19 protein-coding genes are annotated in these 22702 nt (G+C 63.0%); 9 read left to right on the top strand and 10 right to left on the bottom strand.

Annotation, left to right across the window (positions count from 1 at the left end):
* Positions 1–34: 34 nt before the first annotated feature.
* The gene (locus O6X71_RS10770; protein WP_353465851.1) at positions 35–694 is read left to right on the top strand and encodes a TetR/AcrR family transcriptional regulator; all 660 of its coding nucleotides are present in this window, start codon (positions 35–37) and stop codon (positions 692–694) included.
* Between the two features lie 125 nt (positions 695–819).
* Here the strand turns inward: O6X71_RS10770 and O6X71_RS10765 are convergent, their stop codons facing one another.
* From O6X71_RS10765 to O6X71_RS10755, 3 genes are all read right to left on the bottom strand, one after another.
* A complete protein-coding gene (locus O6X71_RS10765; protein WP_353465850.1) occupies positions 820–2055 on the bottom strand; it encodes a GGDEF domain-containing protein in 1236 nt (411 codons plus the stop codon).
* A gap of 49 nt (positions 2056–2104) precedes the next feature.
* Complete coding sequence (locus O6X71_RS10760) at positions 2105–2923, bottom strand: alpha/beta fold hydrolase (protein ID WP_353465849.1); 819 nt, start codon at positions 2921–2923, stop codon at positions 2105–2107.
* Between the two features lie 934 nt (positions 2924–3857).
* Positions 3858–4652: a retropepsin-like aspartic protease family protein gene (locus O6X71_RS10755; protein WP_353465848.1), complete on the bottom strand. Its 795-nt coding sequence runs from the start codon at positions 4650–4652 to the stop codon at positions 3858–3860.
* 307 nt (positions 4653–4959) lie between these two features.
* Between O6X71_RS10755 and O6X71_RS10750 the strand changes: the two genes are divergently transcribed.
* Complete coding sequence (locus O6X71_RS10750; RefSeq protein ID WP_353465847.1) at positions 4960–5559, top strand: DNA-3-methyladenine glycosylase I; 600 nt, start codon at positions 4960–4962, stop codon at positions 5557–5559.
* Positions 5560–5947: 388 nt separating this feature from the next.
* Here O6X71_RS10750 and O6X71_RS10745 read toward each other — a convergent pair whose 3' ends face one another.
* Positions 5948–6373, bottom strand: coding sequence for a hypothetical protein (locus tag O6X71_RS10745; protein ID WP_353465846.1), 426 nt, complete (start codon positions 6371–6373; stop codon positions 5948–5950).
* A 360-nt stretch (positions 6374–6733) separates the two neighbouring features.
* On the opposite strand from O6X71_RS10745, the gene O6X71_RS10740 reads away from it, so the two are divergent.
* Entirely contained in the window at positions 6734–6985 is a 252-nt protein-coding gene (locus O6X71_RS10740; RefSeq protein ID WP_353465894.1) for a DUF6440 family protein, read from the top strand.
* A 135-nt stretch (positions 6986–7120) separates the two neighbouring features.
* On the opposite strand, the gene O6X71_RS10735 is transcribed toward O6X71_RS10740, so the two are convergent.
* Both O6X71_RS10735 and O6X71_RS10730 read right to left on the bottom strand, forming a co-directional pair.
* Positions 7121–7864: an energy transducer TonB gene (locus O6X71_RS10735; RefSeq protein ID WP_353465845.1), complete on the bottom strand. Its 744-nt coding sequence runs from the start codon at positions 7862–7864 to the stop codon at positions 7121–7123.
* Between the two features lie 9 nt (positions 7865–7873).
* Complete coding sequence (locus tag O6X71_RS10730) at positions 7874–9958, bottom strand: TonB-dependent receptor domain-containing protein (RefSeq protein ID WP_353465844.1); 2085 nt, start codon at positions 9956–9958, stop codon at positions 7874–7876.
* Between the two features lie 135 nt (positions 9959–10093).
* On the opposite strand from O6X71_RS10730, the gene O6X71_RS10725 reads away from it, so the two are divergent.
* Together O6X71_RS10725 and O6X71_RS10720 are read left to right on the top strand one after the other, a co-directional pair.
* Entirely contained in the window at positions 10094–10888 is a 795-nt protein-coding gene (locus O6X71_RS10725; RefSeq protein ID WP_353465843.1) for a DUF4198 domain-containing protein, read from the top strand.
* 20 nt (positions 10889–10908) lie between these two features.
* Positions 10909–11394: a hypothetical protein gene (locus O6X71_RS10720; protein ID WP_353465842.1), complete on the top strand. Its 486-nt coding sequence runs from the start codon at positions 10909–10911 to the stop codon at positions 11392–11394.
* 209 nt (positions 11395–11603) lie between these two features.
* Here O6X71_RS10720 and O6X71_RS10715 read toward each other — a convergent pair whose 3' ends face one another.
* The 3 genes from O6X71_RS10715 to O6X71_RS10705 all read right to left on the bottom strand — a co-directional run bounded on the left by O6X71_RS10715 (position 11604) and on the right by O6X71_RS10705 (position 15842).
* Positions 11604–12674 (bottom strand): PepSY-associated TM helix domain-containing protein, encoded by a 1071-nt coding sequence (locus tag O6X71_RS10715; RefSeq protein ID WP_353465841.1) that lies wholly within the window; start codon positions 12672–12674, stop codon positions 11604–11606.
* Position 12675: 1 nt separating this feature from the next.
* Entirely contained in the window at positions 12676–14829 is a 2154-nt protein-coding gene (locus O6X71_RS10710; protein ID WP_353465840.1) for a TonB-dependent receptor, read from the bottom strand.
* A 104-nt stretch (positions 14830–14933) separates the two neighbouring features.
* Positions 14934–15842, bottom strand: coding sequence for a LysR family transcriptional regulator (locus O6X71_RS10705; RefSeq protein ID WP_353465839.1), 909 nt, complete (start codon positions 15840–15842; stop codon positions 14934–14936).
* Positions 15843–15928: 86 nt separating this feature from the next.
* Between O6X71_RS10705 and O6X71_RS10700 the strand changes: the two genes are divergently transcribed.
* The 4 genes from O6X71_RS10700 (at position 15929) to O6X71_RS10685 (ending at position 21345) form a co-directional block, all read left to right on the top strand.
* Positions 15929–16963, top strand: a complete 1035-nt coding sequence (locus O6X71_RS10700; RefSeq protein ID WP_353465838.1) for an aldo/keto reductase — start codon at positions 15929–15931, stop codon at positions 16961–16963.
* 11 nt (positions 16964–16974) lie between these two features.
* Entirely contained in the window at positions 16975–18159 is a 1185-nt protein-coding gene (locus O6X71_RS10695) for an MFS transporter (RefSeq protein WP_353465837.1), read from the top strand.
* A gap of 441 nt (positions 18160–18600) precedes the next feature.
* Positions 18601–19767, top strand: a complete 1167-nt coding sequence (locus O6X71_RS10690) for an alpha-hydroxy acid oxidase (protein WP_353465836.1) — start codon at positions 18601–18603, stop codon at positions 19765–19767.
* A 30-nt stretch (positions 19768–19797) separates the two neighbouring features.
* The gene (locus tag O6X71_RS10685) at positions 19798–21345 is read left to right on the top strand and encodes a CHAD domain-containing protein (RefSeq protein ID WP_353465835.1); all 1548 of its coding nucleotides are present in this window, start codon (positions 19798–19800) and stop codon (positions 21343–21345) included.
* Positions 21346–21422: 77 nt separating this feature from the next.
* Here the strand turns inward: O6X71_RS10685 and O6X71_RS10680 are convergent, their stop codons facing one another.
* Entirely contained in the window at positions 21423–22649 is a 1227-nt protein-coding gene (locus O6X71_RS10680; RefSeq protein ID WP_353465834.1) for an alkaline phosphatase, read from the bottom strand.
* Between the last annotated feature and the right edge of the window lie 53 nt (positions 22650–22702).

Below are 22702 nucleotides of genomic sequence, written 5' to 3'. Positions count from 1 at the left end.
ATATAGCCCCATTATGTACTCAGTATAATTAAGTATGCAAGCCATGAGTAATCCCAGTCCGGATCGGAGAACGCGAAAGCGCCTCGCGACCCGTCAAGCAATATCCGATGTCGCCACGCGCCTGTTCATGGAGCGCGGCTTCGATCAGGTGACGATCGACGATATCGCCGAAGCGGCGGACGTCGGACGCATGACGGTGTTCAACCATTTCCCGCGCAAGGAAGACATGTTCTTCGACCGCGAGCAGGAGGGACATGATCTGGCGTTCGAGGCCATTCGATCGCGGGAACCCGGAATTTCGCCTATCCAAGCTCTGGGGTTGCTCGCGCACCAGATGATCGAGGAGCCATCGGATGAATTTCCACTGTTCGCGGATACCCGAACGTTCGTCGAAACGGCCCAGGCGAGCGAGCCATTAAAAGCGCGTGCGCGACAGATGCGCGACGACTTCGTGAGTGCCTTGGCTGGCATATTGGCCGACGGCGCTGGCCGCGCCGCTGATGATCCCGATGCATACCTCGCGGCCGGACTGATCGCAGCAACGTGGAGTATCGCGTTTACACGGGCGCATGCTGAACTGAGCGCCACCGGTAACATCGAGGCCGCAAAGGGCATCTTCCTGGGCTTGATCGATCGCGGGGTCATCGGCACGCATGCTGCTCTGGAAGGAACGCCATTCTTAGACGGCGCCTGATCCAGAAACCGCCATTCAGGCTTGTCCAACGCTTCTCCGGACCGGCTGCCCGTTCGTTTTCCGCTTCGACTTCGGCAGATGACAAGGCTTCTTCCATTGCGATGAAAGGATCGCCCCTTGAAACGCTAGCATGATTCATCCTGGGGGGCCGATACAGTCTGATTTCGACCACCGGCCTTGGCTGCATAGAGGGCCTCGTCTGCCCGCCGCATCATCGTGTCGATGGAATCGGTCTGCGGGCGTAAAGCCGCGATGCCGACGCTAGTAGTGATCGGCACGAATGCGGATCCGAGGTCTATGGGCGTCTCAGCCATCGCGTAACGGAGGCGTTCGGCGAGCAAGGCTGCCTCGTCCATACCGGTGTGGGGGAGCAGAAGCGCAAATTCTTCGCCTCCGAAGCGACAGAAGATATCACTGTCGCGCAGCGACGACCGGATAAGGCTGCTCGTCTCCTTCAGAACGGCGTCCCCTGCCTGATGCCCGTACGTATCGTTCACCCGCTTGAAATGATCCAAGTCGAGCATGATGAGGCTTAGAGGGACACCATAGCGGCGGCATCGCGCCAATTCCGATCGGAACGCGAGTTGGAACGCTCGTCGGTTGAGCGCCCCGGTCAGGTGGTCGGTGCTGGCGAGTACGCGTAGCTCCTCCTCGAGGCGGCGCTCTTCGGTAATATCGTGGAAGGTCCAGATGCGACCAACGAGGCCGTCGTCGATCCACTGCGTATCAACCTTGTAAGTGCGTCCATGATGGTGAGCGTAGAAGATCGCGGTTGCTCGTGGGTCTGCAGCCAATTGATGATGAAGGGCGGCATTCCCTTGGGATTGGATGAGATGGCGCAGAGCACTTGCAATCTGCTCCACACCCGCTTCGGTAGGCGAAAGCTTCAATAGAGCGCGGGCGTCGCCGTTGATCAGCGCGTCCGTCGCTTGCGCGTCTACGAACACGAACGGTACCGGCAAGCTGCGGATCAACGCGCTGATGCGCCCCTGCTGCAACCGTTCCAGTTCACTCTTGGCGCCGTGCCTGCCAAGTTCGGCCATCGTAGCAGCGGCTGCCTCAAGTTGGCGCTCGAGAAAAGGCGGGTTTTGCGAGCATAAGGCAACAAGCCGCAGGTCGGTGCCCGCTAGCTGCTTGGCCCCGACCCAGGACGGTCGCTTATCGGACATCAGAGTGAAGGCAGTTGGCATACGCAAGTCGGACGTTGATCGTCCCGCCGGCGGAAACGTAATTTCCGGTGCAAGCGCGATGCAGGAACCCACTGTTTTACCGGCACCAGTTGCGTCGACGATCTCGAAGAAAGGTCCGTCGACATGCGCAAGTAGAATGGCGACGTCCACCCCTTCGATCGCTTGCAGCATCTGGAGGACCGAACGCATAGGTCCGGGTGCGGGGGGCATCGGCGTGATGCTAGTAAAGATGTCCACGCAGCACCTCCAGTACCTGATCGGGTGCCGACATGTGAGGGAGGTGCCCCGCGGCCTCGATCCACTTGAGTTCCGCCGCAGGTATCTTCGCGAGAAGGTATGCGGCGACCTCTGGCGGGACGGCAACATCCTCGCGCGATTGCAGCAGAAGCGTCGGCACTTTCAACTGTGGAAGGATGTGTCGCGTATCGCCCTGAAAAATCATGCGAGCGATGCGCGTGCTCACGTCGGGGCGCATCGACAGCAACCCGGCTGAAAAATCGGCAAGCGCGCTTGGCAACCCTGCCGGCATGACGAGAGAAGAAAATCCCGCGACCCATGCCTGGTAGTTGCTACTCATCGCCTCAAGCAACGCTTCGATCTCGCCAGTTTCGAAGCCTCCCACATATCCGGGGCAGTTGATGTAGCGCGGCGAGGCGTTGAGGAGCACCAGCTTGCTGAACCGCTCGGGGACCTCGATCGCGGCTAGAACCCCAATCATGCCGGAAACGGAATGGCCGACATATGTGCAGCGCGATATTTCAAGCTCATCGAGGAGGTTCAGAAGATCGTCGGCATAGCCAGCGATCGAGCGGTAGCGCCGCTCGTCGAAGCTGACAGGCAGGAGTGGGCTTGCACCTGGTAGATCGAACAGAACGCAGCGCGCGCCGAAGGATAGCGGGCGCGCGATCTGACTCCAAGCTGCCTGATCCGTGCCGAATCCGTGCGAGAACACGATGTACTCCCCGGTCGTGCCCAGCATGGTCGCGCGCAACTGCGCTGCAAGCGTTCCGCCGATCGGTTTATCAACTGAACTCAACAAGCCTGACTCCTTGCGGCCATGCCGGCGTATGGCTGGTGCCAATGGCGCCGCTTTAAGAGGCGCATTCAAAGCAGGGGCGATTCTTGCTGACGGAATCAGTCAAACTCCCGGCGGTCGCACAACCATTGCAGGCGGTAGCTTGCGAACCCTCATCGAACAATTCACAATCGATAGAACGCATCCCGTCCAGCGACATGACGTCGAAGCTAAATTCCATGTTGACCAAGATATTTGATATTTGACCGAATAAGCAAGATCGAGAAGTTAGTTGCGTTGATTTCGAATGACACGGTAGATATTATCTAAACTTTTCCAGGAGTTACCGATAAGTACGCACGTCGCAGGCTTCTCTGCAACCGGAGATCTCGCCATTCGGCTTCTTTTCTCCTGAGGTCAGCGTGCAAAGCACGCTTTCCACCGACAAGCGGTAAACATTTTAATGTTGTGCTAGCTGATGTCACGCGGAGTAACTAGCGGTTATATTTTTATATAACACAAATAGATGATCCATCTTCAGTAAAATGTATTTTTAGAAATCGGTGGCATCCTCCTAATATGTAGCGTCGATGCTTGTTAGTTTTTGGTTCAAACCGCATATGGCAGAATGGTATGTCAAATCCTTGGGATACCGACAAGTGATCAGTCGGTGACTTTTTATAAAGTGCTAAACGCATGTTCAGTGACGTGGCGATCATGCGGAACGGTGATCAGCAAGACTTGCGGCCGTTCATATTGAGGCGGCCCTAGAATATCGATATTTTATCGCCACCATGAACGCGCCGACCTGGCGCGCGTCGAAGCACATCCTGTTCGGACAGCGCTAAGACCGGCACCTATTCTGGGACTCTTTCCGATATAGCTTTATCGACATGCGCACCACGAAGTTGGTCATAGGTAGCGAACGCAATGCGAACGCTACCTTTTCTGGCGAGAACTAGCGCATGGCGACCTGCGTCGCCACCCCGCGCGGGGTGATCGTCATCACGCCGTCCTCGATCGTGACGCGTCCCAACCGCGCGATCTCGGGTTGTCCGAGCAGCGTATAGGGGATGCCGGGCTGGCCGATGCGCATCGCCATACGGCCCAGGCTCTGCCCGCCGATCTCGACCGACGCGACGCGCGCGACGCCGACCCGGGTGTAGCCGCCGATACCGACCGCCACCTCCTCGCGCTCCACGAGACGGTCGGCACCGGTCTCGCGCGCGTCTTCCGGCGAGAGGATGCTGTAGGCCGCGCCGGTGTCGATGATGGCACGAATGGGTACGCCGTTGATGGTCATCGATGCAACGAAGTGTCCGTCCTGCGCATCGCGATTGATGCGCAGGACGCGTGGCGTCCCGAGGACGACCGGCTCGTCGAGGTCGGCCGGATCGATCTCGATGCGAGGTACGGGCGGCGGCGCGTACGCCACGACAGCGACCGTTGCACGCTGCGGCTCGATGCAGGTCACGATGGTGCGCGACAGCACGTGGCCCTCGCCGTCCTCGTCCGTGGTCTCGGTGGTGGTGATCGCCGCCATGCCAGGCGTACCCTCGCCGCCCTGCCATGCGGCGTCGACGACGCGCGTACGTCCGTTGACCGTGGTGATGGTCCGCACGGTGTTTGCGGGAACGTCCTGCATCCGTCCCCCGATCTCGACGCGGACCTGGGCGGCGGCGGGTGTTGCGGTGAGTGTAGACGCGAGGCTGATCGCGATTACCGCTGCGTGGACGGTTGCTCTGGTGGGCATCGCCTCCCTCGTTCTATCGTCCATGGACATTCGTCCCTCAGAATTAACGAGATTGTAGGTTCCGTTCGTTTACATCTGGTTAGCGTGTGCTGCGGGACGTGATGCGTCTCGTGTCGATGCACAGCTCGACCGGTGACAGCGCTCGGCGGCCGATCCGGTGCCTGGACGGCGTGAAAGGCGAAAATGGCATTCGGCCCTCATCGACCGGATCAGTGCCGAACTGTTTAACTTCTTCGCGGCCTGATCCGCGGCGGAATAGCGAACGGCATCGACACGCCGGCACCGAGCGACCATCGTCCCGGCCATCATGCAGATCGATAGCAAAGACCGGGCAATTCCCGGCATGACCCGCGCCGAGCCATCTCGGTGTAGATGGGCGCAAGGCGACCCACTGCTTGCGGCGTATCACGACGCCGAATGGGGCGTGCCCGAACGCGACCCGCGCGCGCTGTGGGAAAAGCTGATGCTCGACGGATTTCAGGCCGGGCTGGCCTGGATCACAATCCTGCGCAAACGCGACGCATTCCGGATTGCCTTTGCAGGCTTCGATCCGGACATCGTCGCGCGGCTCGGCGAGCACGACATCGCGACGATGCTCGGCAACGCCGGTATCGTCCGCTCGCGCGCCAAGATCGCAGCGACGATCGGCAATGCCCGCGCCTATATCGCGATGCGCGATGCCGGCGAGGATTTCGGCAGCTTCGTCTGGAGTTTCGTCGATGGTACGCCAGTGATCGGCGACGGTGCGAACGCGCTGACGCGCTCGCCTGCATCCGAAGCCCTATCCGCGGCGCTCAAGCAGCGCGGGTTCAAGTTCGTCGGCCCCGTCATCGTTTACGCCTGGATGCAGGCCTGCGGCCTCGTGAACGACCACGAGACATGCTGCTTCCGTCGAACCGAAGCATGAATGCGCCACCGCCGGGGCCTAGCAACCATCCTCATGCATGGCCGTCCGGACCACGGCTGTGCGCTAGCCTGCCTGGATGATGGCAGCGACGATGCTGACCTCGAGCATCACCTTTAGGGAGTGGAGCTTAGACGCCGTTACGATAGGCACAATCTGCACCTTCCCGAATAAGGACGCAGATCGGGAAAATGTTAAAAGATCAGTGCCCGCCCATGGTGAGGCTAGCAGCCAGACGGCCTTGGGGTCCGCGAGGGAACACTCGGTTGAGCGCGACCCAAGGAATGATGCAATAGTTAGGGCTACTACTTGGCACCGGACCGCGCCAATCCGGGAGGCTCCATAACCGGTGGTTCAGCCCCCCACCCGCTCCTCAGTGTCGGACACTCGCTCAGTTGGATTGGGCAGGATCCTGATCAAGTGTAGCAACCCCCATCAGCGGATGCATGACAAAGGTCCAGCCGTCACCGCCGACAATCATAAGGCGCAACAATTGGCGATCTGCGGTTCCAAGCAGAGATGCCGCTCCTGAAGAAGCCGGCAATGTCACCGTCGCACCATCCTGACGAATACCCGTTGCCCAGCCACGCCTTCCATTACGGATCTCATTGGCAAGGCGCTCGAGCGCTGTCTCGAGCGCAGTACGAGCCCGAGGGCCGGTAACCCAAGCGTGCCCACCCGCCCCCTGCGCCGGCGGCGCTGCGATGCCCTGGCTAGAGACCGGCAAAGGCTGATTTGCCAAACGGCGGGCTTTTTCCTTCGGTTGATCGAGAGGACGCACGCCCTCCATGCTCATCATGCGCGCAAATTCATCCATGCTCGTCCTTCCTCGTCTGCTTCCAGATCCCCACTAATTAAGGCGCTGGTTCCACGGTTACGGTTCCGCTCCCGAAAGCTGAAACTGGAACGCGAGCCGCGGGACAATTGTTCACGTCCAGCTACCTCATACCGCCTTCAGAGGCGGTGTTCCGGAAGACCAATTCTGGGGCTAACAGCACAGCCATCCGTCCCTCACATTCAACCGTTTACGCCGTTCCGATGCCGCAGGTTAGACTGCCATGAATGTCGAAAAGAGCGGTCACAATTTTTAGCGTGCGGTCGCGGCAGGACGTCGCGCTTGCACAATTTCGAACGTGTCCTAGGCTTAGTCCGATCGAGTCAACGGGAGCTGGCCAACATGCAAGGATCGGCGCTGGCGTTCTGCATCTTCAGTGCGGTTGCTCTAACCGCCTGCGATAGGTTTGACTCGGCGTCCATCAATGCAACCACCGTTGAGGGAAAGGTTCGCAGCGCACGAGAAGGTGGCGAGGAAATTCGCGTATGGCGCGACCCAGAGACGGGCTGCCAGTATCTATTGTGGGAACGCCGGCAGAGAGGAGCAATGACACCACGTCTTGCTTCCAACGGTCGCCCAATGTGTAAATCGTAAGATTTAATGCCTGCCTAAAAGCGTTTGTCTAGCTTGCGCGCAGCCGACGTCGCGGCATGACTCACGCTAACCGGTTCGCGAGCACCACATCGAAAGGTTGACTGCGAGGGTGTTGGGAAATGCGGAGATTGCCCATCAACCCGGCAGGACGAAGTCGACCGGCGCGGTGATTTCGAACCGCTCGCCGGGCAGGTCGCTCGGCGCAGGAGGATAGGGCGACGCGCGACGCAACATCGCCACTGCCTCGTCGTCGAGCGCCGCCCGCCCGCAGGCGGCAAGTACCCTGCCCTCGATCAGCCGCCCTGCACGATCGATCACGAAAAATACGCGCACCACCCCCTCCTCGCGCCGCATCCGCGCATGCTTGGGATAGGTTTTGTGCGCGAGCAGCCATGATCGCACCTTTGCCGCATAGGAGCGGCTGGTTCCCGCCGGCGCATTCGCATCGAGCCCGTCGCGCGCGCCGCGACGAGCCGGCGCAGTGGCGGGAGCAGCGGACGTATTCGCAGCCGGGGTCGCGGGAGCTGTCGCTCGGTCGGCCGGCGAGGCAACCGGCGCGGTTGAGGGCACCGGCGCCGACGGCGGTGCTGCCGGCGCCGGCATCGCCGCGGGTACCAATACCGGCGGCACGACGACAGGCGCTGGGACGTGTGGCGCAGGCGTCACCGTGCTTGCCGCGGCCGGCGGATCGGCCGCTTCGGCCTCGTCCGCGCCGTCTTCCGTCCCCTGCAGCACGGCGAGCTCCATCACGGTGAGCGTCGCCCGTTCCTTGCGTGGTGCGCGTTGTCCCACGCCGAGCGTCAGCAGCGCGGCGAGCAATGCTCCGTTGACGAGCAAGGCCGCAACCGCGGGCATACCGATACGGAACGACGCGCGCACCTCCGCCACCTAGAAGGTGTTGGCCACGGAGAATTTGAACGTCCGCCCCTCGGCCGGCAGCGACGACAAATGTCGCTGGAAATATTTGTCGAACACGTTGTCGACACCGATGCGGAACTCGAAGTCTTTCGCGTCGCCGATGCGCGGCTTGAACGCGAGAAACAGGTTCTGCACCGCATAGCCCGGTGTCGCGAGCGCCACGCTAGAAACCTTGGTCTGCTTTTCTGCGAACTCGCCGGTCCAGCCGCCCGACAGACCCGAGACGGGATCCGCATAGCCGAGCGTGAGGCGATATTCGTTCGCCGGCACGGTGTTCAGATACACGTCGTTGAGCCGGTCCTTGCCGTCGATGATCGCCAGGTTGCCGCGCGCGAAGAAGCCGCCCGCACCATATTCGGCCTCGACCTCGACACCCTTGAAACGAGATCGTCCGACATTGACGAAATAGGCGGAATTGGCCGTCCCGCGCGTGATCAGGTTCTTGATATCGTTCTGGAACGCGGTCGTCTTGATGCGCAGCTTGTCGCGGTCTGCGAGCACGCCGTTGAACGACAACGTAAAGCCGCCCTCGTAATTGTTCGATTCCTCGGGGCGCAGGTTGAGGCTGGTATTGGTCGCGGTTGCACTGGTGCGGCTGTAGAGTTCGTCGAGGACGGGCATGCGCACGGTATGCGCGACCGAGCCGAACAGCGAGAACCAGTCGGTCAGCGCATAGATCCCCGCGAGTTTCGGCGAGACGCCGCTATCCTTCACGCGTGCCGTGCCGGGAATGGGAACAAGCACCCCGCCGGTCAGCGTCTGGCCGGGCTTCAGATCGGTCCAGTCGACGCGCACGCCGGGGATGATCGTCAGCTTGTCGGACCACAAGACCTCGAGTTGGCCGAACACTCCATATTTGCTCATGTCGCCTTCGGGATGCGTCGGGCCACCGGGGGTGATGATCCCCGTCACCGAACTTTTGCGGGGATTGCGGCGTTTCTGCTCGCTCCACTGGCCGCCGAGGAACAGGAACGCGTTCCAGTCGCCACCGAGATCGAAGCTCGATCGGTTCTGCAGCTTGGCCTGCTTGGTCGCGTAGGAGAATTCGGAATAGTCGAGCGCGCCGAGGAAGGTCGTCTCGGTCTGGTGGATGTTGGAATCCGCGTAGGATGCCTGCGCCTCGACGTTGAACAAGGTGCTGCCGTTGAAGTCGTTTTCATAGCCGACCACCGCAGTCTTGTCGTGGACGTCGCGGCGCACAGGCGCGGTGCCGAGCGCTTCGGCCTGGTCGTAGATCTGCGTGCTGTCGCTCACCCAATCCTGGTACGACGCCCAGAACGCGTGCTTGCGATTGCCGCCGATGGCAACGCGTGCCTTGACCAGCCACGAGTCCGAGGTGGCGTTGGACGGGATGACGCGATTGCCGTTCCCATCCTCGTAATGATCGGCGCGACGACGGTTGTAGGTGCCGAGCAGTTCGACCGCCTCGACCGGCTGGAACGCAACGATTCCCGACAGCACGGTGGCTTCGGCGTTGGTCTCGGTGCCGGCCTTCAGGCGGACCGCGACCTTGTCATCGCCGCGCAGAAAATCCGACGCGTCCTTGGTCGTGAAGTTGACGACGCCGGCCAGTGCGCCCGCGCCGTACAGCGTCGACGATGCGGGCCCACGGAGCACCTCGACGCGCTTGTAGAGTTCGGGCTCGCTGAAGAACGCGCCCATCCGGTATTGCTCGAAGAATTTGGTCACGCCGTCGACCGTCATCAGGATGCGGCTGTCGGAATCGGCGAGCCCGGTACCAAGGCCGCGAATGTTGAAACCCTGGCCGAGCGCGCTGACACCCCCCTGGACGCTCACGCCGGGAATACCCTCGAGCATATCGCCGATCGTGGTGGCCTGCAGCTGATCGATATCGTCCTGGTCGAGAACCGTCACCGCCTGCGGCGTGTCGATCGCGACCTTCTCCGCACCGGCCGAGATCACGAGGCGATCGAGCGACAGCTGCGTGGTTTCGTCCGCAGGCGTGCCCTCGGTCTGCGTGGTCTGCGCGGTGGCAGACAATGGCAGCGTGAGCAGGGTCGCGCTGGCGAGCAGCAGGCTGGTGATACGACGCATGGTGATAACCCCCGATGGTGGCGGCCAGCGAATTCGCTGCCCCCGTAACGATGGCGGCTTCAATAGCGGTCGAAATTGATATTGCAACAGATTCTCATTAGCGATATTGAAGCGTTAGAACAGAGGGGCGATCACATGAAAACCATCAGAAACATCATCGCAGCGTTGGGCGCCGTCATGCTGCTTGGCAGCACGACCGGTGCGGGCGCGCATATGCCGCAGGTGCTGCCGAGCGCGTTCGACACGGGCCAGCGCGATCACGTCACGGTGCAGGCGACGTTCGGCGAAGATGCGTTCGTTCCCGAAATCGCCATGCGCGATGCGCCGTTCGCGCTCGTGCTGCCCGATGGCAGCGCAGGCCCCGTCGGCCCGATCATCTACCTGCGTGATCTGGCGATTTTCGAGGCCGATCTGAAAACGTCCGGCACCTATCGGATCACCAGCGGCCAGCGACTTGGCCGCATGGGCACGATGTTTCGGGTGGACGGCAAGTGGGTCATGGGCGGCGAAGACGGCAAGCCACCCGCCGGCGCCACGCCCGTCGCGGTTCAGAGCACGACACTGGCCGACGCCTATGTCACGCGCGGCCAACCCAGCAACGCCGCGCTGAAACCGCGCAACCAAGGCCTTGAGATACAGCCGATCACGCATCCCAGCAGCATTGCCGCCGGGTCCGACGCGGCGTTCGTGCTGCTGTTCGACGGCAAGCCGCTCGGCGGCACCGACGTCACGCTGTTCCGCGCCGCGGGCAACCACGACGGCCGCAAGGTCGCGGCGCAACTGAAGTCCGACGCCGCGGGCAAGTTCACGCTGAAACCCGGCGACGCCGGCGATTACCTCATCCTCGTCCGCCACCGGACGACCGCGCCGACGGGTGCCGAGACGCCATACCGCAGCTACACCTACACGCTCGCGTTCGACGCGGCGTGAGCCTTTCCACGGAGACCATGATGACCTTACGCCTTCTCGCCGTCGCCTGCGCCGTCACGCTTGCCGCCCCCGCCCTCGCCGCCTCGCACGACCCCAAGACGTTCCTGCAGGAGCACGATACCAACCATGACGGACAGGTGCCCCGCGCGGAATTCGACGCCGCACGCGACGCGCGGTTCAAGGCGACCGACGCGAACGGCGACGGCTGGGTCTCCGATGCCGAATATCTCTCCGAATATCAGGCGCGGCTCGAAGCCGATCTCGCGCATTCCGACATGACCGACGAGAAGAAGACCGAGGAACGCCAACGCCAAGTGCGCCAGACGCACGTCCGCTTCGGGGTACTCGACACGAACAAGAACGAGCGCATGGAAAAGGCGGAATACGACGTATCGGGTGCGCGCGCCTTCGCGATGAACGATGCCGACAAGAATGGCGTGATCACCGCGAGCGATACAATTGCTACCGAGGCGCGCCGCACAGCACGCAACGCAGAGACGCGCTGAGTTCTAGCTCGTAATTCAGATGGAGCGGAAGGAAACGCGTAGTTTACCGTTTCGGCATCATGAAGCACTTCCGTTCCACTGCACCAGATCGTCCATGCACAGCTCGACCAACGCCTATTAAACCGTTTGCTGGTGTGGCTCTCAACCAAAAGCTGGTCGGCGCAACCAAGTATCCGCCGCTGTCCCCGCTGTCTTACGTGAGATTGTCGTTAGCGACTTGCCCGCACGTTCGTGCGAGCTGGCCTTTTGAACCAGAAGCTCCAAACGCTCAACGTCCCGAGCAGGGCGAGTACAAGGCCCGACAGTGTCATTACCAGCCGATAGCCAAGCCCGCCGACCTTGGCCGCGTGCAGCGGATACAGGATGTTGTACGCCGCTACGACATTCGACAACCCGCCTGCATCACGCGCACCGATCAGACGGCCGTCATCGGCTGCAAACCATAGCGTCGTCCGCCCGTTCGGCAGCCATTCCTGCGGCCGCTTCATCCGGATCGTCACGAGGCCGCTCCCTTTGCGCGGCAGCGACAGGCTGCGCAGTTCAGCGTCGGGGAAACGCGCGCGCGCCGCGAATATCATGCCCTGCCAGTCGAGGTGATCGGCGAGCGCGACCTTGGGCCCCTTCGGCGGCTTCAATGCCGCGTCGATCGCTGCCGGTGCGCCGGGGCCCAGGAACAGCGCGCTGATCGGCCGGAACACGAGCGTCGCACCGGTCAGCAACGACAGGATCAGCAACGGTGCTGCGACGATCCCGAGATCGCGGTGATGCCGCACGATCGCCGGACGACTGAGCCGCTTGGGCAACACACGAAACGCAAACGTCTTGCGTGTCCGCCACCACAGGATCGTCCCCGTGACCACGAACAACAGCCCCGCTACGCCCGCGATGCCGATGATCGTCTCGCCGGTGTCACCCGAAAACAGGTGATGATGCAGGTCGAACAGCCACAGTTCGGGCCGCCCCCATTGCGACTGCCACTGGCTGACGATCGTGCCGGCCTGATCGGCATAGGCCCCTGCCCCCTTGCCGAAATCGAGCCGGTCGAGCCCGAGATTGGCGTTGGCGAACGTGATGCTCTGCGGCCGCGTTGCGGGATCCGCCATCAGTCGCTCGGTGGTCGCGGCGAGGATTTGGGTCGTCTGGATCTGCGCGTCGCCGGCATGCGGCAGCATGATCCAGGCATCGCGGTGGACCAAGATCGCGCCGGTCAGCCCCAAGATTGCGAGGACCAGTCCTAAGAACCCGCCGGTCCATCGATGCAGCGTATCGAGTAAACCCATCTTAGAACCGGACGTCCCAGCCAAGCGTGAAATTGCGGCCGCGCCCGGAGAAGAAATGCGCGTTGTCGGTCGGCCGCACCGTGTCGCTGTAATAATCGATGTAGAAATGGTCGAAGATGTTCTGCGCGCTCAGCGTCAGCGCGCCGACGGGCAAGGCATATCGTATGCTCGCGTCGGTGATATTGTAGCCACTGAAGTCATTGGCAGCGGGCAGCCCGGCATATTTGCGCGCGAGGTAGAATTGTTGCTGGACGCGGGCGGATACCTTGCCCCGGACATAGCTGGCCGCGAGGTTCAGGCGATCGGGCGAGATGTTCGCACCATCCAGATCGATATCGACCGCGCCGTCGTCGTTCGAATCCGTCCGCCCGACCAGATGCGCGAACCCGGTCGACAGCGTCAGCCCCGGCACCGGCATCCGCGCCTCCAGGTTGACTTCGATGCCCTGGATCTCGACACGCTGGCGTTGCGCTTCATACGCGCCGCCCGTGAACACCAGCACCTGCCCGCGCGTGCTGGTCGACCAGAAATAGGTCGCGCTCGCGTTCATCGGCCCGCGCTTCACCTCGACGCCGAGTTCGCGGTTGTTCGATACGATCGGCGCGATATCGACATAGCTGTCGAGGTCGACCCCGTCGCGGTTGATCGCGCGCGAGATGCGGCCGACATCGGGCACGGTATAGCCCTGCGCGTAGCTGCCATAGGCGCGGATGCCGGGGATCGGCTCGACGATGACACCGCCGTTGAACAGCGCCTTGCTGAAGCTCGGGCTGCCGCCGGACACCGCATGGCTGCCATAGGAGGCGAGCGTCGTGTAATCGTCGATGACGATCTTCACGTTCTCATAGCGTGCACCGCCGGCGATGCGGACAATTTTGTCGAACATTGCGAGGTTTACCTGCCCGAATGGCGCGAGGCTGCGGAAGTCGGCGGGTGGGACCCAGACGCGATTGGTGGCGATCAGGCGTTGCTCGGTGCGATCGTAGAGCGCGTCGAAGCCCAGCGTCGCGGTCATTGCCTCGAAGCCGGGAACGGCACGCTCGTAGCTGAACTTGCCGCCATATTTGCGCGAGCGATTCTGCGACTGGTCGAACAACTGACCGATCGGTGCGAGCCGAACGTCCTGGAACGTCGCGATCGGCGCCACTTCGCCGCCGAACGTATCGCGCGACCGGTTGAAGAAGACCTGCGTCACGAGATTGCCGCCCCACAGATCGGGGTCGGTCAGGGACAGCGCGATGCTCTCGGTGCGGTTCTCGGCCGGGTCGCCCGGCGGCGTTCCACGTACCGAGGTGGTTGGCAGGTTGATCCGGAAATTACCGTTGCTGGCGATGTAGTTGCCACCGCCCTTCAGCTCGAACCGGTTGGCGATCAGGTCGATCCGCGCGGTATCGGTGAGCGCATAGCCGGCGCGCGCGAACACCGACCAACTGCGTGAGTCCTGCGTCTCGCCCTGCGTCAGGTCGGTGCCGACGCGGTTGCCGTGGCCGTCGTAGAACGCACCGCGCTTGTCATACGCGCCGCCCGCCATCACGTCGAAGCGCCCCGATTTCCACGCGAGCAGTCCGGCGACCTTGCCGCCCTTGCCGTCGCCGCTGAAGCTGGTGTCGGTCGTCCCCTGCACCAGCGCGCGGCCCGACAGACCTTCGGTGCGCGGCGGCTGTACGGTGACCTGGTTGACGATCCCGCCGGTGCCGCCGATCCCCTGCAACGCATTGGAGCCATAGATGAGTTCGACCCGGTCGATGAAGAACGGATCGATCGTGAAGCCGTCGCGCGATCCATCGCGGAGCGGCGTCGACTGCGGGATGCCGTTGATCGCATAGAGTGGCGATCGCCCGCGCAACGTCTCGCCAGCGCCCGACAGTTTTTGCCGCGTCGGCGAGAAGGACGGCGTCAGGTTCGACACCGCATCGACCACCGAACCACCAATCGCGACCTGCTGATCGAGCGCCGCACGGTCGATGACGTCGATCGTCAACGGCAGCGCGTTGGGCGGCAGGATGCTGCGGGTCGCAGTCACGATGATATCAGAAGGAACGTCCGAAGGCCGACCGTCATCGTCCACGGCCGGCGTGAGAATCGCCTGCGCGCAGACCGGCGGCACCATACCGACGATCGGCCAAGCCAGGATAGTAAGAAGCCCAAACCGCATATGTTCCCCCGAATGGGGATGCCCGTACTCGCGCCTGCGCGCTAATGCAAATCGTTCGCATTGTCGGTGGCCGGGGCCATGGTACTCGCCGGCTCACCCAGCAATCAACCGGCGAGGCGCTCGGCCAGGAAGTCCACGAACGCTCGGACCCGAGCGGGCGTCTGGCTCCCACCCACGAACACTGCGTGAATTATCTCGACGTCACCGGGATTGAAGTCCTGCAAAATCGGTACCAGCCGCCCGGTGGCGATGTCGTCGACGACGCTGAACGCGCCCACGCGCGCCACCCCGACGCCGGCGGCTGCAAGCTGGCCGAGGGTCTCCCCGTTATTGGCTTCTATATTCCCCTTCACCGATAGCACGATGTCCTCGCTGCCACGGCGGAACGGCCAGATCGGCTCGGCACGGCGGAAGTTGAAGTTGAGACAATTATGACCGTGAAGGTCCTCGGGAACGGTCGGGGTGCCATGACGCGCGAGGTAGTCCGGGGCGGCGACGATCACGCGACCGCTTTCGCCAAGCTTGCGCGCGGTCAACAGACTGTCGGCAAGCGCGCCGAACCGGACCGCGACATCTGCCTGTCCGGCGGCGATATCCACGATCCCATCGCTGAGCGCGATATCGATGAGGATGTGTGGATAGAGCGCCGCAAATTCACCCAGCAGCGGCACGACACAGAGCCGGCCATGCGATAGCGCGGCGCTGATCCGCAACCGGCCGCGCGGGGCCCCCTGATCGGCGAGTTGTTGCTCGGCATCATCGAGATCGGCAAGGATGCGCCGCGCAGTCTGAAGATAGGCTTGCCCCTCCGCTGTCGGCGTCAGCGCGCGGGTCGATCGCAGCAACAGGCGCACGCCCAACCGCGCCTCGATCCGGTCGACCGACCGGGCGACAGCGGAGGGCGTCAGTCCCAGCCTCCGCCCAGCGCCGGAGAAACTGCCGTCGCGCATCACCGCCGCGAAGATTTCCAGCGCCCGCGCACGATCGGCCCCGATGCCCAGCTTTGCGTCCATGTCAAAGGTCCTTCGCGGTTCGGCCTGCTTATCGTGACTGGCACCGTACATCATTTATGACCCGATACGGCAGCTAGGAAGCACGCATGGACTATCGGCAATTGGGATCATCGGGGCTGCGCGTACCGGCTTTGAGTTTCGGCACCGGAACATTCGGCGGGACAGGACCGCTGTTCGGAGCCTGGGGCCAGAGCGACGAAACCGAGGCACGACGGTTGGTCGATATCTGCCTGGATGCAGGCGTCACGATGTTCGACACCGCCGACGTCTACTCCAACGGTGCATCCGAAACGGTGCTGGGTGCCGCGATCAAGGGACGCCGCGATGCGGTGCTGATCTCGACCAAGACGGGTTTGCCGATGGGCGACGGGCCGCAAGATTGGGGCGCGTCGCGCGCGCGGCTGATCCGCGCGGTCGAGGCGTCGCTGCGCCGGCTCGGCACGGATCATGTCGATCTGCTTCAGCTCCACGCGCTGGATGCTTCGACGCCGGCCGAAGAAGTGATGGGCACGCTCGACATACTGATCGCGGCTGGCAAGGTGCGGTATGCCGGGGTCTCCAACTATCCCGGCTGGCAGCTGATGAAGGCGCAAGGAATTGCCGATCGCAACGGCTGGCCGCGTCTCGTCGCGCACCAAGTCTATTATTCGTTGATCGGCCGCGCCTATGAAGCCGACCTGATGCCGCTGGGTGCCGATCAGGGGGTCGGCGCGCTGGTCTGGAGTCCGCTCGGCTGGGGACGCCTGACAGGCAAGATCGGACGTGACCGGCCGATCCCCGCGGGCAGCCGGCTGCACGATACCGAGCAGTTCGCGCCACCGGTCGAGGCCGAACACCTCTACCGCGCGATCGACGCGCTCGAGGTCGTCGCGGCCGAGACGGGCAAGAGCGTACCGCAGGTCGCGATCAACTGGCTGCTGCGCCGCCCGACCGTCGCCTCGGTGATCATCGGTGCGCGCAACGAGGCGCAGTTGCGCGACAATCTGGGCGCTGTCGGTTGGGCATTGTCGCGCGATCAAGTCGCGGTGCTCGATGCGGCCAGCGCCGTGCTGCCACCCTATCCCCACACCCCGTATCACCAGCAGGAGGGCTTCGCCCGCCTGAATCCTCCGCTGGTCTGAGGACGCAAATGATGAAACTCAATCCAGGCCTGCTGGCGCTCGCGATCGGCGCGTTCGGCATCGGCGTTACCGAATTCGCACCCATGGGGCTGTTGCCGGTCATCGCGCATGATCTCGGCGTATCGATCCCGAGCGCTGGACTGCTCATCAGCGCCTATGCGCTGGGTGTCGTGATCGGTGCCCCGCTGATGACGTTGACGACGGGACGCGTCCCCCGGCGGACCCTGCTGATCCTGCTGGCCGGCATCTTTACCGCCGGCAACGTGCTGGCGGCAGTGTCGGACAGTTACGGCATGCTGCTGGCCGCGCGGATCCTCACGTCGTTCAACCACGGCGCCTTCTTCGGCGTCGGCTCGGTCGTGGCCGCCAGCCTCGTGCCGGCCGAGCGCCGCGCCGGTGCGGTCGCGGCGATGTTCATGGGGCTGACGATCGCGAATGTCATCGGCGTCCCGCTCGCGACCTGGGCGGGCGAACATCTCGGCTGGCGTGCGTCCTTCTGGGGAGTCTCCGCGCTCGGCGTCGTGACGATGGCGGCGCTCCGGCTGACCCTGCCCGCACTGCCGGCGCCGACGGACAGCAACGCGATGGCGGAGTTACGCGTGCTTACACGTGGGCCGGTTATCGGGGCGCTGGGCCTGACCGCGATCGGGGCGAGCGCGATGTTCACGGTGTTCACCTACATCACGCCGATCCTGCACGAGGCGACGCATGCGTCGCTCGGCTTCGTTACCGCGATGCTGGTCACCTATGGTGTCGGGCTTACCGTCGGCAATTGGCTCGGCGGCCGCTATGCGGATCGCTCGGTCGACCGGACGCTGATCGTCACGCTGGCATCGCTCGCGCTGATCCTGCTGGCCTTCGCGGTGCTGATGCCGTTCAAGGCGCCGACCGCGATCCTGATCTTCCTGTGGGGCGTTGCCAGCTTCGCGCTAGTCCCGCCGCTTCAGGTTCGCGTCATGCATGCCGCCGCCGATGCGCCGAACCTCGCCTCGGCGATGAATATCGGCGCGTTCAATCTGGGCAATGCGATCGGTGCCGCGCTGGGCGGCGGGGTGATCGCGGCCGGTCTGGGATATCCTGCCGTGGCGCTGGCTGGTGCTGCCGCTTCGGTGCTCGGGCTGGTGGCGGTGATCGTCAGTGTTCGCAGGCGATCCGCAGCACATCCTAGTCAATTGGCCGTGGCCGAGAGAGCGTAACCGCTGGCGCTGTACCTGCCTTCCCCCGCTTTGCTCGGACGATCACAAACACGTCCATGGGCCTAAAACAGCCGCTCTCGCTAAGGATATTCATTGTTCGCCGCGTTGCCGGCCGACACCCGATTACGGGCAATGCGCGTGCAGTCGCAGACGTGCACAGTTTGCCATCGCCTTGGCACAGCGAAATGGTTTGTCGATCCGCTCCCGATACGCGCAGCCTGTTTCGGTCGCTCCACCAGGTTTTGCAGCAGTGATGTGGTCGGCGAGCGACTCCGCCCGCGTCGGCCATCCCGGCAAGCGGGGGGGGCATATGGCGCCAGGGGACGGGTATGAAGACGGCATGGATACTACGTTGATCGCCACGGCCGCATGCGCCGTGCCGAGCGGGTGCGTTCCGCTCCTAGCCGGTAACCTCAGGCCGAGCGTCCTGCGAGGTCGGCGATGACGCGCCTTGAACGTGCCAACAACGTAGCCGACCTGCGCCTGATGGCGCGTCGTCGACTGCCGCGGCCGATTTTCGACTATATCGATGGCGGCGCCGACGACGAGGTGTCGCTGCGTCGGAATGTCGATGCATTTGCGGACTATGCGCTGGTCCCCGACGTCCTCAACGACGTGTCGAAGATCCGGACCGAGACCAATATCTTCGGACAACCCTCGCATTGGCCGCTGATGCTGTCGCCGACCGGGCTTACCCGCATGTTCCACGGTCACGCCGAACTCGCCGTGGCACGTGCAGCAGCGCGACACGGTCTTCTCTACAGCCTCTCGACGATGGGTACGACGCGGCTGGAGGATCTCGGGCAGGCGTTCGCCGGCCCGAAGGTCTTCCAGATTTACATCTTCAAGGATCGCGGCCTAACCGCCGAGTTCGTGGCGCGCTGCCGTGACGTCGGCTTTCACGGCCTTGCGCTGACGGTGGACACGCCTGTCGCCGGCAACCGGGAGCGCGACCGGGTCAGCGGCCTCTCGCTGCCACCGAAGCTCACGCCGCGGTCGTTGCTGAGCTTCGCCCTCCACCCCGCCTGGTCGATCCCTGCGCTGACCGGGTCCAGGTTCGACCTCGCGAACGTCAGCCACAAGGTCGATGCGCTGGCATCGGGACCGATGAGCCTGTTCGACTATATCGGCGGGCAGTTCGATCGCTCGGTCGGCTGGCGCGATGTCGAGTGGCTTGCGCGCGAATGGAACGGGCCTCTGGCGATCAAGGGCGTGATGACGCCGGAGGACGCACGTCGCTCGATCGGCTCGGGAGCGACCGGTGTGATGGTCTCCAATCACGGCGGGCGTCAGCTGGACGGAGCACCCGCCCCGATCGACCAGATAGAGGCGGTGCGAAACGCGCTCGGCGATGCACCCGACGTGATTTGCGACGGGGGGATCAGGCGCGGTTCGGACGTGGTCAAGGCGCTTGCATTGGGGGCGACCGCCTGCTCGATCGGACGCCCTTATCTTTATGGTCTGGCGGCGGGTGGTGAGCCGGGCGTCGATCGCCTCCTGACGCTGCTGAGGGACGAATTCGAGCGGACCCTGACGCTCGCGGGGATCAGCGATATTGCCGACATATCCCGCCGTCACGTCCGCAATCGGCTGGTTGATGCACATTAAACAGCGCTGGGCGTTCTCCTGGCGCGCAGAATGACGGACGCATCAGGCACGGCCATCGGATCGATCCGTTCGATGATCGATTGTCCAAGGATGACCATCGCAACTACAGAGACGCCGTCCTCCGACGACGCACAGGACGAAATCGAACTGAAGCTCGAAATCGATACCGAGGCGGTCGATCGACTGGATGCGACCGAGATGCTTCTGGGTATCACCCCGAAGATCGTCCAGCAGGTATCGACGTATTTCGACACGCCGGCGCAAGCCCTGCGCAAAGCCGGTCTCTCGCTCCGGGTGCGGACGGCTGGCGGAAGGCATGTTCAGACGACCAAGTCCACGCGGGGTGCGGCTGCCGGGTTGTTTGCGCGTTCGGAATGGGAACACGACATCGCGGGACCCGAACCGGAACTCGAAGTCGGCTCGCCAATCCATACGCTGGTCGCACCCGAAGTCCTGAGACAGGTCAAGCCGGCATTCACGGTGACGATCACGCGGCGGCAATGGATCATCGTCCACGACAGCGCGACGGTCGAGCTTGTCGCCGATACCGGTTCCGTCACAGCGAGCGACCGCGAAACGCCAGTATCGGAACTGGAGCTGGAACTGAAAAGCGGTTCTCCCAGCGCCATCTTCGGTCTGATCCACAGGCTCGGAAGCGAAATTCCCCTTCGGCTAGGCGTCCTGACGAAGGGAGAGCGGGGGTATCGCCTTATCGAACCCGCGAGATTGGGGGCGATCAAGGCCGAGGGCCTCGATCTCATAGCGGGTACGTCCACCGCCGAAGCGTTCGTACAGATCGTCGGCACGTGCCTGCGGCACTTCCGTCTCAACGAGACCATTCTCCGACGCACCCCTGATCCCGACGCCTTGCATCAGGCGCGGGTCGCCCTGCGACGGCTGCGGTCCGCGCTGTCGATCTTCAAACCCGTCGTCGCGGATGACCGCTTCGCGCATCTTGCGAGCGAGTTGAAATGGTTGGCCGGATCGCTTGGCCCGGCCCGTGACCTCGATGTGCTATGCGAAACGCTTGGCAAGGCCGCGAACTCGAAACTCGGCACGGCGCGCGACGATGCGTATACGGCCGCGCTGGCTGCACTGGATTCGCAACGGACGCGCGACCTGATGATCGGCATCGTGGAATGGACGGCGTTGGGTGAGTGGCGCATGCAGCCGTTGGACCGGGCGAAACTGGACACGCCGGCCGTGCTCTTCGCCAGTGAAACGATCGCAACCTTACGCCGGCGCATGAAGCGGCGTGGTCGCGATCTCGACCAGATTGACGATGAAGCCCGCCACAAGATTCGGATCACCGCCAAGAAGCTGCGATACGCGACCGGGTTCTTCCGGAGCTTGTATCCGGACAAACGATCGCGTCGCCGGTTCAAGGCGTTCGTGAAGCATCTGCAGGCCCTGCAGGATCATCTTGGCGTATTGAACGATCTGGCGACGGCTCCGGCGTTGATCAAACGTTTCGGTCTCGACCAGAAGGCGGCGCCGTCTTCACTCGAACGGGACGGGATCCTGTCCGATGCGGCGACAGCCTTCGACGCGTTGATAAACGCGAAGCGATTCTGGTAGTCTCGCCGGAGACGTGTCCGCATCAAAGAGAACGCGTCCTCACCGACCTCGTTGCCGCCTCTCGACGTCGGAATTGTTCAAGACTCCTTCGTCCATCCGATGGCGTTCATGAGGAGGTCGAACAGATGCGTATTTGCGAAAAAGCCGTGGACAGTCTCGGCGCTAGGCCCCGAGGCAGCGGCGATGACTTCCTCGCCGGTATGATCATCCTGAACCCCGATCACGTCGTTGCTCGCGATCGTGGCGCCCGGTTTGGCCGCGGCCGCAGCAAACTGTTTGACGAGCGGTGCGTCACGATCGCCGCCCGACATGCGCAGGCCAAAGCTGTGATCGGCCGTGAACAGGATGAGCGTATCCTTGCCCGCAATGGCGCTGACGCGGCGGATCATGTCATCCATCTCGACGACATGGCGCAGCCCCGCTTGCGGATTATCGGTGTGCATGTCCCATTCGACCATCAGAAAATAGCCCTTTGGGTTGCGCGCGAGTTGGCCGATCGTTGCCTCGACGGCCGGTAGCGGCGCGTAATCGTCGTCGCGCAAAACAGCGGCCCGCGCGGCGGTGCGCACGAGCGTGGGGTCCGAACCGAAGCGATACCCCGCTTTGGCAAAGGCCTGCTCGGGCGTCTGCTGAATCTTCCCAAAGGACGCGACCGCGTCCTTGCGGCCTTTGCCGATCAGGATATCGACGCCGTTACCAAAGCGCGGCGCCAACATCTGACGGAATATCTCGTCCTTGTCCTTCCGGGACGCGACATGAGCGTAGCACGCTGCCGGGGTGGCATCCCAGATCGGCATGTTCGTGATGACGCCGGTCGATAGACCGTGCTGCTCGGCATATTCGAGGAACGTCTTGACCGGCTTCACTTCGCCAGCCGAGCCCGACGGCACGACCGATACCATCGCGTTGTTCGTCTTTCGCCCGGTCATGATCGCCGTCATGCCCGCACCGGAATCCGTGACCCATCGGTTGAGCGACGAAGTGTCGGACAACCCGACATACGGCATCGACTGGATGAACAAGGATTGCGGTTTATCGTGCGCGAGGATGCCTGCGGCGTTCAGCGTCGGCAGACCGCCGGCATCACCCAGGAACACGATGACGTTGCGGGGCTTTAGGGGTCGTGCTTGAGCGAACGCCGCGCCGCTCGCGACCAGACCGGCGGCTAGACAGCACGCTGCCCATGCACCGTTACGCAAAGTGCGTTCGATCATGCCTCGCTGGGTGCTTCCGGTTGTTGTCATTGGTAGAATCCCTGACTGGTAACGTCGTCGAGCTGAAATGAGCGATCGAGGATTGGGCATGCGCTAAAGCGTTCGAGCGCCACGTTTTCCCTGATCAACCTTGGTGTTCGCCT

The organism is Sphingomonas faeni, assembly GCF_040407505.1.
GTDB lineage: Bacteria > Pseudomonadota > Alphaproteobacteria > Sphingomonadales > Sphingomonadaceae > Sphingomonas > Sphingomonas faeni_E.
Note: the sequence above shows the minus strand (reverse complement) of the source record. Positions and strands in the feature narration are given on the sequence as shown.